Annotated in this window: 7 protein-coding genes and 2 pseudogenes; 6 read left to right on the forward strand and 3 right to left on the reverse strand. The window is 74.5% G+C overall.

The window, feature by feature from the left end; translation table 11 throughout:
- Window positions 1–107: 107 nt before the first annotated feature.
- From Sdagh_RS12845 to Sdagh_RS12870, 6 genes and pseudogenes are all read left to right on the forward strand, one after another.
- Window positions 108–1,511: a sulfatase family protein gene (locus tag Sdagh_RS12845; protein ID WP_189419921.1), complete on the forward strand. Its 1,404-nt coding sequence runs from the start codon at window positions 108–110 to the stop codon at window positions 1,509–1,511.
- 110 nt (window positions 1,512–1,621) lie between these two features.
- Window positions 1,622–3,517: an ABC transporter ATP-binding protein gene (locus tag Sdagh_RS12850; protein WP_190077459.1), complete on the forward strand. Its 1,896-nt coding sequence runs from the start codon at window positions 1,622–1,624 to the stop codon at window positions 3,515–3,517.
- A complete protein-coding gene (locus tag Sdagh_RS12855; protein WP_190077460.1) occupies window positions 3,514–5,367 on the forward strand; it encodes an ABC transporter ATP-binding protein in 1,854 nt (617 codons plus the stop codon). Before Sdagh_RS12850 ends, Sdagh_RS12855 begins: the two co-directional genes overlap by 4 nt.
- 22 nt (window positions 5,368–5,389) lie before the next feature.
- Window positions 5,390–5,983, forward strand: a pseudogene (locus tag Sdagh_RS36970) (ABC transporter transmembrane domain-containing protein); the annotation flags it as partial.
- A pseudogene (locus Sdagh_RS12865) lies at window positions 5,967–7,358 on the forward strand (ABC transporter ATP-binding protein); the annotation flags it as partial. The pseudogenes Sdagh_RS36970 and Sdagh_RS12865, both read left to right, overlap by 17 nt.
- 53 nt (window positions 7,359–7,411) lie before the next feature.
- A complete protein-coding gene (locus Sdagh_RS12870; RefSeq protein ID WP_189419927.1) occupies window positions 7,412–7,921 on the forward strand; it encodes a DUF1990 domain-containing protein in 510 nt (169 codons plus the stop codon).
- 19 nt (window positions 7,922–7,940) lie between these two features.
- Here Sdagh_RS12870 and Sdagh_RS12875 read toward each other — a convergent pair whose 3' ends face one another.
- The 3 genes from Sdagh_RS12875 to Sdagh_RS12885 all read right to left on the reverse strand — a co-directional run bounded on the left by Sdagh_RS12875 (window position 7,941) and on the right by Sdagh_RS12885 (window position 15,780).
- On the reverse strand, window positions 7,941–10,559 hold the full coding sequence (locus tag Sdagh_RS12875; protein WP_189419929.1) for a glycosyltransferase family 1 protein: 2,619 nt from the start codon (window positions 10,557–10,559) through the stop codon (window positions 7,941–7,943).
- Window positions 10,560–10,661: 102 nt separating this feature from the next.
- Complete coding sequence (locus Sdagh_RS12880; RefSeq protein ID WP_190077461.1) at window positions 10,662–15,305, reverse strand: wHTH domain-containing protein; 4,644 nt, start codon at window positions 15,303–15,305, stop codon at window positions 10,662–10,664.
- 52 nt (window positions 15,306–15,357) lie between these two features.
- Complete coding sequence (locus tag Sdagh_RS12885; RefSeq protein ID WP_190077462.1) at window positions 15,358–15,780, reverse strand: Pepco domain-containing protein; 423 nt, start codon at window positions 15,778–15,780, stop codon at window positions 15,358–15,360.
- Window positions 15,781–15,938 lie beyond the last annotated feature (158 nt).

Genomic DNA, 15,938 nt, shown 5'->3' on the forward strand with positions numbered 1-15,938 from the left:
CGACCTCGTGAACGCGTCGGCGCTTTCCTTGACCGGCTTCGGCGGCGGCTGGAAACGTGCTGGTCACACCCCCCTCCACGGTTCCTTCCACTCCCTTGGGGTCCCGCATGCCCGAAATATCGCGTCGTGTCTTCGGTGGTCTGGTCGGCGGCGGGGCGGTGACGGCCGTCGCCGCCGCGTCCGCCCCGTCCGCCGGGGCCGCCGTGCCCGCCGAGCGCCCGTTCCGGGCCCGTGGCGCCGGCCGTCCCCGCAGACGCCCGAACATCCTGTTCATCCTCGGCGACGACCTCGGCTGGGCGGACCTGTCCTCGTACGGCGCCCCGCACATCAGGACCCCGAACCTGGACCGGCTGGCCGCCCGGGGCGTGCGGTTCACCGACGCCTACTCCGGCTCCGCGACCTGCTCCCCCACCCGCTTCAGCCTCTACACCGGCCGTCACCCGGGGCGGACCAGGGGCGGTCTGGCCGAGCCCATCGGCAACCGCACCCAGGGCCTGGAGCCCGGCCACCCCACCCTCGCCTCGCTGCTGAAGAAGGCCGGGTACGCCACCGCCCTGATCGGCAAGTGGCACTGCGGATTCCTGCCGGACTACAGCCCCACCCGGTCCGGCTGGGACGAGTTCTTCGGCAACTTCGGCGGCGCTCTGGAGTACTTCTCCAAGCTCGGCCAGCTCGGCGAGTACGACCTCTACGAGGGCGACGCGGAGTACAAGGACCTGCGCTACTACACGACCGTGCTGACCGAGCGGGCCGTCGAATACGTCTCCCGCGACCACCACGCGCCCTGGCTGCTGAACCTCAACTTCACCACCCCGCACTGGCCGTGGCTGACCGAGGACGACGCGGAGACCGGCGCCCGGATCGCCGCGGAGATCCGCGCCGGGGGCGGGGTGGGCGCGCTGCTGCACGGCGACGGCGGCTCGGTGGCGAAGTACACGGAGATGGTGGAGAGCCTGGACGCCTCGGTCGGCGAGGTCCTCACCGCGCTGCGCCGCTCCGGCCAGGAGGACGACACGCTCGTCGTCTTCGCCAGCGACAACGGCGGCGAGCGGTTCTCGTACCAGTGGCCGCTGAGCGGCGCCAAGTCCGAGCTGCTGGAGGGCGGCATCCGGGTGCCGACGATCCTGCGCTGGCCGGCCGCCGTCGACGCCCGCCAGGTCAGCCACGAGCCGGTGTACTCCCCCGACTGGACGGCGACCCTGCTGGAGCTGGCCGGTGCCCGCCCCGACCCGGCGTACCCGCTCGACGGGCACAGCCTCGCCGGGTACCTGCTGCGCGGCGAGGAGCTGCCCGAGCGGGACCTGTTCTGGCGGGTGCGGGGCAACCGGGCGCTCAGGCGCGGCGACTGGAAGTACTTCCGGGACGCCGACGGCAAGGACCACCTGTTCCACCTCGCCGAGGACGTCCGCGAGCAGGCCGACCGCGCCGCCGACCGGCCGGAGCTGCTGGCGGAGCTGAAGGCGGCCTGGGAGAAGGTGGACGGCACACTGCTGCCGTACTCGGCGGCCTGACGTGCTCCGGGGGCGTACCGGGGGCATGCCCCGGTACGCCCCCGGTACGACCCCCGCGGCGCCGGAAACCCGATGGGCAGTGTCAGTGGCGTTCCGTAGGCTCGCTGCTGATGACCACGACACCTGTAACCGCCACCGACACCACGGACCGGTCCGCCGTGCGGACGCTGCTGCGGCTGTGGCCGTTCGTACGGCCCGTGCGGGCGCGGCTGTTCACCGCCGCGTTCACCGCGGTCCTCGCCTCCTGCGTGGCCCTGGTGATCCCGCTGGTGCTGAAGTGGATGGTGGACGGGCCGGTCACCGACCGGGACCCGGCGGGGGTGTGGCTCGGGGCGCTGTACCTGCTGCTGCTCGGTGTCGCGGAGGCGCTGCTGTTCGGGCTGCGGCGGTGGCTGGTGGCCCGGCCGCTGTCGCACGTCGAGGCGGAGATGCGGGCGGCGCTGTACCGGCGGCTTCAGCGGCTGCCGGTCTCCTTCCACGACCGCTGGCCCTCGGGGCAGTTGCTGTCCCGGGGGACGACGGACCTGATGCTGCTGCGGATGTTCCTCGCCTTCCCGCTGACGTTCCTCCTGGTCAACGGGGTGACGATCCTGGTCGGCGTGGTCATCATGCTGGCGCAGGACTGGACGCTGGGGCTGGTGATCCTGGGTCCCGCGGTGCCGCTCGTCCTCACCCTGTCGGTCTTCGAGACGAAGTACTCCGCCATCGCCCGCCGCGCCCAGGACCAGGTCGGGGACCTGACCACGGTGGTGGAGGAGAGCGTCCTCGGCATCCGGATCGTCAAGGGCTTCGGGCGCCACCGCAGTCAGGCGCGGGCCTTCCACGAGCTGTCGCGGACGCTGCGCGGCACGGAACTGCACAAGGCGCGGCTGCTCGCCGCCATCTGGGCGGTCATCGTGACGCTGCCCGAAGTGGCCGTGGCCGCCGCGCTGGTGGTGGGGTCGGTGCAGGTCGCGGACGGGGAGCTGTCGGCGGGGACGCTGGTGGCGTTCCTGTCGACGGCGCTGGCGCTGCGCTGGCCGATCGAGTCCATCGGCTTCCTGCTGGCGATGAGCCAGGAGGCGGCGACGGCGACGGAACGGTACTTCGAGGTGATGGACGAGGAGCCGGAGTCCGACGCGGTCGCGGATCCCCGCGCCGTCGGGGCGGCACCGCGCGCCACGGGCCCGCGCACCGACCGCCCCGGCACCGGCGCCCCCGCTGCCGGTCCCGGCACCCGCCCCCGCCCCGACACCCGCACCGCCGGCACCGGTCGCGCCGACGGCCTCCGCTTCCACCAGGTCCGCTTCCGCTACCCCGACGCGCCCCCCGGTACCCCGCCCGTCCTGGACGGTGTCGACCTGCACATCCGCACCGGCGAGTCCCTGGCCCTGGTCGGCGCGACCGGCAGCGGCAAGACGACGCTGACCGCGCTGGTCCCCCGGCTGCACGAGGTGACCGCCGGCCGGATCACCCTGGACGGCACCGACATCACCGCCCTGCCCCGCCAGCAGCTGCGGTCGCTGGTCGCAGTCGCCTTCGAGGAGCCGACGCTGTTCTCCGCGAGCGTCGGGGAGAACGTGCTGATGGGCGCGGGCGACGACGCCGGTGACGCCGAGCTGGCGCGGGCCCTGTCCATCGCCCACGCCGACTTCGCGCACACCCTGCCCGAGGGCACCGCCACCCAGGTCGGCGAGCAGGGCCTGAGCCTGTCCGGCGGCCAGCGCCAGCGCCTCGCGCTGGCCCGCGCGGTCGTCGGCCGCCCCAGGTTCCTCGTCCTGGACGACCCGCTGTCCGCGCTGGACGTGCACACCGAGGCGGCGGTGGAGGCCGCGCTGCGCCGGGTACTGGCGGACACCACCGCGCTGATCGTGGCCCACCGGCCCTCCACCGTGCTGCTCGCCGACCGGGTGGCCCTGCTCTCCGGCGGCCGGATCACCGCCGTGGGCACCCACCAGGAACTGCTGCGCACCCACGCCGAGTACGCCCATCTGATGTCAGGGGCAGGGGAGGAAGACGACCGATGACGGCGCCCGCCACCACCGCACCGGACACGGACGGCCCCGACGGCCGGCCGCCCGCCCCGGACGACTCCTTCGACCGCGACGTCCTGCCCGCCCCGCCCGGCGCCACGGCCGCCCTGCTGCGCTCCCTGCTGGCGCCGATGCGCGCCCGGGTCGCCGTCACCTCCCTGCTGCTCCTGCTCCAGCAGGCGGCCGTGCAGGCCGGCCCGCTGCTGGTGGCGTACGCCCTCGACCGCGCCGTGCCCGCGCTGCGCGACGGCGACCACGGGCCGCTGATCGCGGTCGGCGCCGGGTACCTGCTGTGCGCGCTGGCCGGGGGCGCGCTCCAGTACGCCTTCATCCGCGCGGCGGCCCGCGTCAACCAGGACGTGCTGCTCGACCTGCGCGGCCGGATCTTCCGGCACGCCCAGGCGCTCAGCGTCGACTTCCACGAGCGCTACACCTCGGGCCGGCTGATCTCCCGCTCCACCACCGACGTGGAGTCGCTGCGCGAACTGCTCAGCGAGGGCCTCCAGGAACTCGTCACGGTCGTGCTGTCCTTCGTCTGCATCTCGGTGATGCTGCTCTGGCTCGACCTGGGCCTCGGCGCCGTCGCGGTCGCCTCGTTCGGGCCGCTGTACCTGCTGGTGCGCTCCTACCGCCGCCGGGCGGGGCAGGCGTACGGGCGGCGGTCCACGGCGATCGCGGCGGTGATCGTGAGGTTCGTGGAGACGATGAACGGCATCCGCCCGGTCCGCGCCTTCCGCCGCGAGGCGGTGAACGACGCCGGCTTCGCGGTCCTCAACCACCGCCACGAACGCGCCAACGGCGACGCCCTGCTGGAGATGGCCCGCTACGTCACCGGCTCCCGGCTGGTCGCCAACACGGCCGTCGCCGGCCTGGTGCTGTGGGGCGCCTACCGGGTCGCGGACGGCACCCTGGCCCTCGGTGTGCTCGCGGCGGCGGTGCTGTACCTGCGACGCCTGTACGACCCGATCGACCGGCTCGGCATGTTCCTGAACTCGTACCAGTCGGCGGCGTCCTCCCTGGAGAAGATCGCCGGCCTGCTCGCCCAGGTCCCGACCGTCCCGGAGCCGTCGGCCCCCAGGGAACTCCCGCCCCTCGCCTCCGACCTCCCCGGCCGCGAGGTCGTCTTCGACGGCGTCGCCTTCGGCTACCGCACCGGCGGCGAGGTCCTGCCCCGCTTCGACCTGACGATCCCCGCCGGGCAGACCGTCGCGGTCGTCGGCTCGACCGGCGCCGGCAAGTCCACCCTGGCCAAGCTGCTGGCCCGGTTCTACGACCCGACCGCGGGCCGGGTCCTGCTCGACGGGACCGATCTGCGCGACCTCGCCGTGCCGGAGCTGCGGCGCGGGGTGGTGATGGTGACACAGGAGGCGTTCCTGTTCTCCGGCACGGTCGCCGACAACATCGCCCTCGGCCGCCCCGAGGCGACCCGGGAGGAGATCGAGCGGGCCGCGAAGGCGATCGGCGCCCACGACTTCGTCGCCGCCCTGCCCGACGGCTACGACACCGACGTCCGCAAGCGCGGCGGCCGGATCTCCGCCGGCCAGCGCCAGCTGGTCTCCTTCGCCCGCGCCCTGCTGGCCGACCCCGCCGTCCTCATCCTCGACGAGGCGACCAGCTCCCTGGACATCCCCGGCGAACGGGCGGTGCAGCGGGCGATGGGCACGGTCCTGAAGGGCCGCACGGCGGTGGTGATCGCCCACCGCCTGTCCACCGTGGAGATCGCCGACCGGGTCCTGGTCATGGAGGGCGGCCGGATCGTGGAGGACGGCTCGCCCGCCGACCTGACCGCCGGCACCGGCCGCTTCGCGGACCTGCACCGGGCGTGGCGGGAGAGCCTGGCGTGAGCGCGCCGCCCGGGAGGCGTCCGTGATCGACGCGTACGAGGACCCCGGCACGCCCGACCGCCGGGGCGGCTGGCGGTACCTGCTGTGGCTGGTGGCCCGGCAGCGGGGCCGGTGCACGGTCGCGGCGCTGCTCTCCAGCGCGTGGATGGTGCTCCTGGCGGCCACCCCGTACCTGATGGCCCGCGCGGTCGACCACGGGCTCGAACCCGGCGACGCGGGCGCGCTGGCTGGCTGGACGGGCGCGCTGGCCGCGGCGGGGGCGCTCAACGCCTGCCTGGGGACGCTGCGCCACCGCACGATGACCCGGGTCCGGATGGACGCCAACTTCCGTACCGTCAAGCTCGTCGTGGGGCACGCGGCCCGGCTCGGGGCCGCGCTGCGCGGGCAGGTGGCGACCGGCGAGGTGGTCACCATCGGGGTCGGGGACGTGCAGACCGTCAGCCAGTGCCTGACGGCGGTCGGGCCGGGCATCGGCGCGGTCGTCGCCTACGCGGTGGTCGGTGCCCTGATGCTGTCGGTGTCGGCCCGGCTCGCCCTGGTGGTGCTGATCGGCGTGCCGCTGCTCGGCGTGCTGCTGGGGCCGCTGATGGGGCGGTTGCAGGGCCGGGAGAGCGACTCTGACGACGCGCGGCACGGCCGACGTGACCACCGTCGGCACCACCCTGCGCGACGCCGGACCGCAGCTGCTGGTCAACGCGGCGCAGGCGCTGTTCCTCCTCGTCGCGGTGTTCGTCCTGGACCCGCTGCTCGGGGTGGCCGGCGTGCTGGCCCTGCTGCCGATCCGGTCCGCGCTGCGCTGGTACCTGCGCCGGGCGCGCGCCGGTTATCTCGCCGAGGGCGCGGCCACTTCGGACGTCGCCGAGGTGCTCGCGGCCACGGTGTCCGGTGCCCGCACGGTGGAGGCGTTCGGGCTGGCCGGGCGTCGGGTCGCCGCGAGCCGTGAGGCGCTGGAGGTGTCCCGGCGGACCCGGTTCCACACGCTCTTCCTGCGGTCGGTGTTCTTCCCGGTGGTGGAGTTCTCCTACGTCCTGCCGGTGGCGGCCGTGCTGCTGGCCGGCGGGCTGCTGCACGCGCGCGGGTCGGTGAGCGCCGGCACGGTGGTGGCGTGCGCGGTGTACCTCCAGCAGCTCGCCGGGCCGCTCGACGAGGTGCTGATACGGGTCGAGCAACTCCAGGCCGGGGGTGCCTCCTTCGCCCGGGTGGAGGGCCTGGCAGGGGCGCCGCGCGCCGTGCCGGACGGCGGCCAGGACCCGGCGGGCGACCTGATCGAGGTGCGCGGGGCGCGCTACTCCTACGACCGGGGCGGGGAGGTGCTGCGCGGGGTGGACCTGACCGTGCGGCCGGGTGAGCGGCTGGCGGTGGTCGGGCCGTCCGGCGCGGGCAAGTCGACGCTGAGCCGGCTGCTGGCGGGCATCGACGCGCCGTCCGCCGGCGCGGTGACGGTGGGCGGGGTGCCGGTGCACGGCCTCGGCCCGGAGCGGCTGCGCCGCCAGGTCGTCCTGGTCACCCAGGAACACCACGTCTTCCTCGGCACGGTCCGGGACAACCTCCTGATCGCCGAACCGGGCGCCACCGACGAGGAGCTGTGGGCCGCGCTCACGGCGGTCGGCGCCGCGGCGTGGGTGCGGGAGCTGCCCGACGGCCTCGGCACCGAGCTGGGCGGCCCGCACGGCCACCGCCCGGACGGCTCGCGGGCCCAGCGGCTCGCCCTGGCCCGGGTGGTGCTGGCCGACCCGCACACCCTGGTCCTGGACGAGGCCACCGCCCTGCTGGACCCGGCCACCGCCCGGCACACCGAGCGCGCCCTCGCCGCCGTACTGCGCGGCCGTACGGTCATCGCGATCGCGCACCGGCTGCACACCGCGCACGACGCGGACCGGGTGGCGGTGATGGAGGACGGCCGGCTCACCGAGCTGGGCACGCACGACGAGCTGGTCGCGGCCGGCGGGGCGTACGCGGCGCTGTGGCACTCCTGGCACGGGGACGCCTGACGTCCGCCGGTCCCGGTAGGTCCTGGCCCGTACCGCCCCTAGTCTTGGTGCCCATGTCCTTCACGTACGACGCCGTCGGCGCGACCCGCGGGCCGGGCCCCTGTCCGCCGGGGTTCCACTCCCTGCATGTGCGCACCCGTCTGGGAGAGGGGGAACCGGTCTTCCGCAGGGCCGCCGAGGCGCTGCTGACCTGGGAGTTGCACCGGGCGGTCGGCGTCGGCCTGGACGCCGGGGCGGAGCGCGCCGCGCCCGGGGTCGACGTCACCGTCACCCTCGCCGGGATGATCAAGGCGCCGTGCCGGGTGGTGTGGACGGTGGAGGAACCCCGGCTCGCGGGGTGGGCGTACGGGACGCTGCCCGGTCACCCGGAGTGCGGCGAGGAGTCCTTCGTCGTGGACCGCACCGGGGACGGCACGGTCTGGCTGACGGTGACCGCCTACAGCCGCCCGGCGAAGTGGTACACCAAGGCGGGCGGTGTGGCGGCCCGCGGTCTGCAGCACGCGTACGCGCGGCGGTGCGGCAAGGTGCTGCGCGACCTGTGCGGGCCGGCGGCCGAGGACTGAGCCGCCGGCCCGCGCGGGGTCAGCGCAGCAGCAGCCCCGCCGCCGCGACCAGTTCGTCCGACGGTTCGGTGACCAGGCCGAGTTCCGCGGCGGAGGCCAGCAGCGGGTGCGCGGGCAGGATGCGGACCGTGTAGCCGAAGGGTCCGGTGCGGTCCAGGGCGAGCGGGCCCTCGTAGGACCAGCGGCCCTCCAGGTCGGGGCCGCCCGCCGGTTTCAGCGGGACGGTCGTCGCGCCGGTGATGCGGTCCTCGGCGTCGACCCGTCCGGAGACCGCCTGCACCTCCACGTCGTCCGGGGCGAGTTCGCCGAGGTCGACGCGGACCCGCAGGCCGAGCGTGGAGCCGAGTTCCGCGGTGGCGGTGGCGGCGGTGGTCTCGACGTGGTCGACGCTCACCCGGTGCCAGGCGGCCCGGACCCGCGCCTTCCACTCGGCCAGGCCGCGCGCGGCGTCCGGGTCCATCGCGCGGTGGGCGGCGGCGGCCGGCGTGTACAGCCGCTCCACGTACTCCCGGACCATCCGCCCCGCCAGCACCTTGGGGCCGAGCAGGCTCAGCGTGCGGCGGACCATCTCGATCCAGCGGTCGGGCAGCCCGCTGTGGCCGCGTTCGTAGAAACGCGGTGTGATCCGCTGCTCCAGCAGGTCGTAGAGTGCGGCGGCCTCTATGTCGTCGCGCCGGTCCGGGTCGGTCCCGGCGCCGTCCGCGGTGGGGATGGCCCAGCCGAAGTCCGGCTGGAACCACTCCTCCCACCAGCCGTCCAGGACGGAGAGGTTGAGGCAGCCGTTGAGGGCGGCCTTCATCCCGGAGGTGCCGCACGCCTCCAGGGGCCGCAGCGGGTTGTTCAGCCAGATGTCGCAGCCCGGGTAGAGCTTCTGCGCCATCGCCATGCCATAGTCGGGAAGGAAGACGATGCGGTGGCGCACGCGCGGGTCGTCGGCGAACCGGACCAGTTCCTGGATGAGCCGCTTGCCGCCGTCGTCGGCCGGGTGCGCCTTGCCCGCGACGACGATCTGCACCGGCCGCTCGGGGTGCAGCAGCAGCTCCGTCAGCCGCTCCCGGTCGCGCAGCATCAGCGTCAGCCGCTTGTACGACGGGACGCGCCGCGCGAATCCGATGGTGAGGACGTCGGGGTCGAGGACGTCGTCGACCCAGCCCAGTTCGGCCGTGCCGGCGCCGCGCTGCCGCCAGGAGGCCCGCAGCCGGTCCCGTACCTCGGTGACAAGCTGTTCGCGCAGGGTGCGGCGCAGCTCCCAGATGTCCGCGTCGGGGATGTCGGCGACCGAGTCCCAGCGGTCGGAGCCGCCGACGGTCAGCGCGTCCTCGGCGCGCTGCACGCCGATCTGCCGGGCCCCGAGCCGGAACACCTCCGGGGCGACCCAGGTCGGCGCGTGCACCCCGTTGGTGACGGAGGTGATCGGCACCTCGTCGGCGTCGAAGCCGGGCCACAGGCCGGAGAACATCTCCCGGCTGACCCCGCCGTGCAGGGTGGAGACGCCGTTGGCGCGCTGGGCGAGGCGCAGGCCCATCACGGCCATGTTGAACAGGTCGGGTTCGCCGCCCGGGTAGGTCTCCGCGCCGAGGCGCAGCACGCGCTCGACGTCGATGCCGGGCAGTTCGGCGCCGGGGCCGAGGTGGCGGGCGACCAGGTCGCGGTCGAAGCGGTCGATGCCGGCCGGAACGGGGGTGTGGGTGGTGAAGACGGTCCCGGCGCGGACCGCTTCGAGGGCCGAGTCGAACTCGGACCCCGCGGCGCACAGCTCGGCGATGCGCTCCAGGCCGAGGAAGCCGGCGTGTCCCTCGTTGGTGTGGAAGACCTCGGGCGCGGCGTGTCCGGTGAGCCGGCAGTACGTCCGTACCGCCCTGACCCCTCCTATGCCGAGGAGCATCTCCTGGAGGAGCCGGTGCTCGCTGCCGCCGCCGTAGAGCCGGTCGGTGACGCCGCGTTCGCCGAGGTCGTTCTCCTCGACGTCGGAGTCGAGGAGCAGCAGCGGGACCCGGCCGACCCGGGCCAGCCAGAGCCGGGCGCGCAGTTCCTTGCCGCCGGGCAGCGCGAGGCGGACCTGGGCGGGGGTGCCGTCGGCCTCCTTCAGCAGGCCGAGCGGCAGTTCGTTGGGGTCGAGGACGGGATAGTGCTCCTGCTGCCAGCCGTCCCGGGTGAGGGACTGGCGGAAGTACCCGTGCCGGTAGAGCAGGCCGACGCCGATCAGCGGCACCCCGAGGTCGCTGGCGGCCTTGAGGTGGTCGCCGGCCAGGATGCCGAGGCCGCCGGAGTACTGCGGCAGGGCGGCGGTGATGCCGAACTCGGGCGAGAAGTAGGCGACGGCGGCGGGCAGCCCGCCGGGCTGCGCCTGGTACCAGCGGTCGCCGGTCAGATAGTGGTCGAGGTCGTCGGCGGCCGCGGTGAGGCGGCGCAGGAAGCGGCGGTCCTCGGCGAGTTCGGCCAGCCGGGCGGCCGGGACGGTGCCGAGCAGCCGCACCGGGTCGCGGCCCGACGCCGCCCAGCACTCCGGGTCGACGGACCGGAACAGGTCGCGCGTCTCCGCGTGCCAGGACCAGCGCAGGTTGCGGGCCAGGTCGCTGAGGGGTCGTAGGGGATCGGGAAGAACGGGACGGACGGTCAGTCGACGGATCGCCTTCACATTCCACCTCGTCACACGTGCGCGGAAGAGGGCCGCACCACGCTGTGCGCCCTCGTCGTCACAGTCGACGGTAGCCGTTACCCGGGAGTTGGCAGGGGCGCATCAGCGCGTGGCGGGGTCGGTGAATTCGAGGTCGCCGGGAAGGGTGTGGCCGAGCTGCCGGAGGCGGCGGGCGATGTCGGTGGGGGTGCGGCGGAGGGTGTGCGCGGTGTGGAGGACGGTGGTGAGGGGGACGCCGGTGCCGGCACCGTGCGGCTCCCGGTGATTGCCGACGGCGCGTATCAGTTCCCGGTCGTCGCCCCGCATCCAGTCCCCCGGCGGCGGTTCGGGGGCCACGTCGTAGCCGTGCCGGGTGAGGCGCTCGATCACCTCCGTCTGCGGTGTCTTGCGCTCGACCTCGGCCCGCAGGACGTGGTGCCACGGGACCTGGTGGGCCGGATCGAGCCAGGGATCGGTGCCGTCGAGGTCCTGGCTCATGAGGATCAGGTCGCTGTAGTTCTCGGGCCGGGCCGGGTGGTCCTCCAGCCGGTGCACATCGGCTCCGAGAAGGCGGAGGCGCCGGGCCGTCTCGTGGTCCGACATGCCGTACTCCCACGCGATGTCGAGCAGCACGTGGACGGGCACCAGGGGGCCCAGGCCGCCGGCGATCCGGGTCGCCAGGTCCTCGGCCAGCCGGGTGTACAGCTCCCGCTCGGCGGGGGGCGGCAGCTCCGGCGGCCGGAGGCCGAGCATCCTCGCCCGTTCCACGAGGGTTTCCGGGCCGATCTCCCGGCGCCGGGCGACCGCGAGCAGGCGGTACAGGGGCACGGCGGCGTCGGACACCGGGTACCGCGGCGGCCGGCCGTCGTGTTCCCAGGCGAGGAGCGCGAGATCGGTGCCGTCGGCGTGCTCGGGGACGGCACCCTCCGGCAGCCGGTGGCCCGCGGCGACGAGGGTCGCGGCGATCCGGTCGGCCTGACCGGGGAACGCCTTTGCCGCGATGACCAGATGGGCCAGGGGGACGGGCCGGTCCCGTGCCAGATCGGCGCCGTCGTACTCCAGTCCTTCCCGGAGCACCAGCCGGGGCAGGTCCTCGGGACGCGGCGGCCAGGCGTCCCCCGTGCGGCGCGGCCGGTCGAACTCGTCGTCGTCCGGCACCCGGAACCCGAGCGTACGGACCAGACGCGCGAGGGCACGGGGGTCTCCGCCGCCGAGGCGCAGATGGTCGACGGACACTTCGTCCTGCGGGCCCAGCCACGGTCCGACACCGTCCCGGTCGCGGCTGAGCACCTTCCGCAGCAGGTCCGGCACGCCAGGGTCCCGACGCTCGGCCTCGCGCAGGCGTTCGAGGATCGTCCGGTCGGGCGTCCGGACTCCCATGAGGCGCAGCCGCTCGCTCACATAAGCGAGGGGCAGGCCGGTCTCGTGAGCCGCTCCGAGCAGCATGCCGAGCGGTACGCCCGCGTCACCGGCGTCGACGCTCTGGAGGATCTGGTCGTCCGTGGGCCGGGCGTCCCGGAAGGCATCGCTTCGCGGCAGCACCCCGCATCCGGGGTCGGCGGCGGCCCACACCCTGGCACGCCACTCGGTGAAAGCGGAATACTCGGTCGTGACCACGTGGGGACGGGCCGGCTTGCCGAAGCGCTCCACCAGCCACCGGTCGGCCGGACAACACCCCACCGCGGCGGTGTCCACGGACACGTCGGCGCCCTCGTCGGTGCGGAAGGAGAACCGGTGGCCGCGGGCCACGGCCTGGTCCGCGATCCGGTCGGCCAGCAGGCCCTGACGCACCGCGGTCGGTTCGGTGCGGCGCAGCGCACGGTTCGGACCGACCCATTCACCGACCGTCAACGCGTCCAGCCACTCCAGCGACAGCACCCGCCCGCCCTCGGCGAACAGCACCGGGATCTTCTCCGTGAGGAGGCCGGTCAGGTACTCCTCGTGATCGTCCAGGATGGTGGTCCGGTCCAGGCTCAGCCGAGGAGCGTGCTCGCCGGTCAGGTCGACCACGCAGCCGAACCGGGGCACACCGGCCCACAGGCCGTCCGCCAGTACCGCGCCCTGCCCGGACAACCACCAGACGCCGTCCCCCGCGTACTGGGCCGGGACCGGTTCGCCCCGCATGCGCTGCGGCTCCTCGGAGGGCCGGCCGGAACGGACGTACGGCGACAACTCCCCCGGCGCCCACGACAACCCCTCCTCCCCCTCCTCCTCCACCCGTACCGCGAACTCCGACACCCACAGGGTCCGCCGCAGCACCTCCCCGCAGGAGACGGTGTCCTCGGAGTCCCGGAGGTACAGCCGGACCCTGGTGCCCGCCCGCAGGGCCGACCGGTCCGAGCGGACGCTGAAGAGCGCGCCGGGGCCGTCGATGTGCACGGTGAGGCGTTCACCGGCGCGCAGGTCGCGGCCGAGGCGGGTGGTGGTGACCCGGATCTCGTCGGCGAGCATGAAGTAGCTGAGCACCCCGACGCCGAACCGGCTGTTCGGATGGAACGCGATGCCCTCCGCGTCCCACTGGGCCCACTCGTCGAGGAACTCCCGCTGCTCCACGAAGCGGCTGCCCGCGAAGGCGAACAGACGGCGCAGTTCGTGGTGGCCCATGCCGATGCCGTTGTCGTGGCACTCGATGTAGGGGCGGCCGTTCTCCCGTCCCTGGGTGAAGACGATCTCGCCCTTCCAGTCGTCGCGTTCGCCGGGGTTCCTGCGGTTCCACAGCTCGGTGCGGGCCCGCCGGTAGCGGCAGGCGTCCAGGGCGTTCTGGTACAGCTCGCGCAGCGCGAGGGTGCGGTCCCGGTAGAGCTGCTCGCCCATGAGCAGGTCGCGGACCCGGTCGCCGTCGAGCCGGAACCGGACGTCGGCGGCCTCGTAGAGGGGGCGGCCGTCGGGGCGCAGGCCGGGGACGACCTTGCCGGAGCCGAAGCCGGCCGGGATGCCCCGGACCGCCGGGCGGGCGTCGTCCGAGCGGGCCAGCACGGCGCGCACCGTCCGGTCGAGGGTCTCGGTGTGCTCGCGGAGGGCCAGTTCGACGGCCTGGTGCGGGCACTCGGCGGAGAGCACCCGCCGCGCGCCGTCCGGCTGCCAGGCGAGTCTGCGCAGCGTCTCCCGGAAGGCCGCCCCGTCCACCGGTTTGCTGATGCCGAGGTGCTCGGCGACCAGCGGGGGCAGCAGCACCGGGTCGACGGCCATGTGGTGGGCGACGGTGAGCAGGGTGCCGACCCGGTCCCAGTCCACGGTGTGCTCGGCGGCGAGCTGGGCGGCGACGGTGTCCGGTTCCTCGGTGCCCGCCCGTTCCAGGTCCAGGCCGATGAGCCCGGCCAGTCTCCCGAGCCGGGCGGGGCTGAGCACCTGGCGGACGAGTTCCGGCTCGAACTCGGGCCCGCCGGGCAGGTTCTCCAGCCCGGCCAGTCCCGACCGGCGTACGGCGTCCCGGGTGCCGGGCAGCCGCAGCAGCCACTGCCGGGCCAGCCACCAGGCGACCGCGCGGGCCCCGTCCTCGTCGCCGCGCTCCCGGGCCCGGCGCTCCCGGTCCTGGAGCGCCAGGTGCCCGTTGCCGTACCGCTCGAAGGCCCCGCGGGTGGCGAAGCCGCAGCTCTCCTCCGCGGGCGGGCCGTCGGCAAGGGTCCAGGGGCGCAGCGGCCCGGCCAGGTGGGCGAGGCGGGTGCCGAACGCCGTGTACAGGTAGGGGCCGAGGACCAGGAGCGCGGCCTCGGTGAGGCTGAGGGCGGGGGCGCCGCGCAGCACGGTCCCGACGCAGAGGCCCATCCGCTGCTCGCACCCCGAGGGCCGCCAGATGTCCCCGTGGGCGGCGAGCCAGGCGTCGGAGGTGTCGGTCTCGTGCCCCCACAGCCCGACCAGCCGGGCCACGCCGTCCCGGACCTGGGCGACGGCCCGGCCCTTCTCCTCCTCGGTGAGGTTCCCGGCGCGCACCCGCAGCCAGGCCTCGTGGTCGAGGGCCGCCTTCTGCCAGGGGTGCTCGCCGACCGGCCGTCCGGTGCGGGAGTCGTGGCAGGGGAAGAGGAGCAGGCCGTCCTCGCCGGTGGCGTAGGTGACCTGGACGCACTGGTCGGAGTGGCCGCGGTCGCCGGCGGCGATGGCGCGCAGGCGGTCGTCGAGGACGGGTTCGAGCGCGGCGAGCGCGCCGGGTGCCGTCCTGTCCCCGGCCAGTTCGGTGAGCGCCCGGGTGAAGTAGGAGAAGCCGCCCGGGTCGTCCCCGGCGCCGGTGCGCTCCCCGGCGGCCGGTCCGGGTTCCCGGCCGTAGCCGGCGGTGCCGTAGCGGGCGCAGGCGTAGACGTGCGCGTACCGGGGGCGGCCGGGGTCGTCGGTGTCCTCGTAGCCGGTGCTTCCCTTGCCGTAGGAGAGCGTGTCGCCCACGGACTTGGTGAACGTCTCGAACGGGTCCCGGCAGGCGTCGACGGCGACGACGAGCTGGGCGGCGTCCGAGTTCATGAGGAAGGAACCGAACTCGATGCGCAGGCAGTGGTCCCGGAAGCGCAGGGAGTCGTACCGGGCCGGGCCGGTCACCAGGTAGTCGGAGCCGTCGGTGTGGAAGCCGTGGCCGGAGAGCAGCAGGAGCAGGTGGTCACCGGGGGCGGCCTTGCGCACGAACCGCTCGATCTCGTCCTCGATCGCCTGGCCGTGCAGGTCGCCGGCCTCCAGGACGGCCGCCTCCTGGTACCCGGCGTTCTCCAGAGTCTCCGCGAGCACCCGCAGTTCGGTGGTGATGAACGGCATCGAACGGAAGGCGGGGTCGACGTAGCCGTCCACGCCTACCAGCAGCGCGCGGAACCGCCGGTCCCTCCCGTCCGGTGCGCCCGGGTCAGTGCGCACCGTCGGCGGGCCGCGGGGTCAGGGTCAGCTGGATGGCTCCCGTGCGCTGGGCCTGGCCGCCGACGCCGAGGACGACGAACTGACCGGAGGCGGTGAGCTGGCAGGAGACCTGGACCTGGTCGATGCCCCAGCCGTCGGGGCCGGCCGCCTGGAGGCCGTCGAGCGCTTCGCGCAGGCCGTTCAGGGTGCGGGCGAGCTGGGCGTTGAGGTCGGCGGGCTTGAAGGTGCGGCGGCGCACCCGGCCGCCGTCGTCCTCGCCGCGCCGGCCGAATGATTTGTCCCGGGTCTCGCCCGGGGCGTCGTCCAGCACGAGGAACTCCAGTTCCCCGGCCGCCTCCGCGTCGGTCGGCCGCTCGGCGTACGACTCCATGCCCGCTCCCCCACACTTGTCACCGCACTCTGTGCCGATCATAGGGCGGATCTCCCGGTTCGAGGCAGGAGTTGGGGGCACTCGTCCGCCGGTGCGATGCGCCGGGGCGGCGACCGCACCGACCCGGAGTGACCGATTCCGCCCCCGCGGGACGTCTTGTGGGCCTTCGTCCCGTACGAGAGGCTGCTGCCCCGGGCGTC

The sequence above is a fragment of the Streptomyces daghestanicus genome (genome assembly GCF_020521275.1).
GTDB classification, from domain to species: Bacteria; Actinomycetota; Actinomycetes; order Streptomycetales; family Streptomycetaceae; genus Streptomyces; species Streptomyces griseoviridis.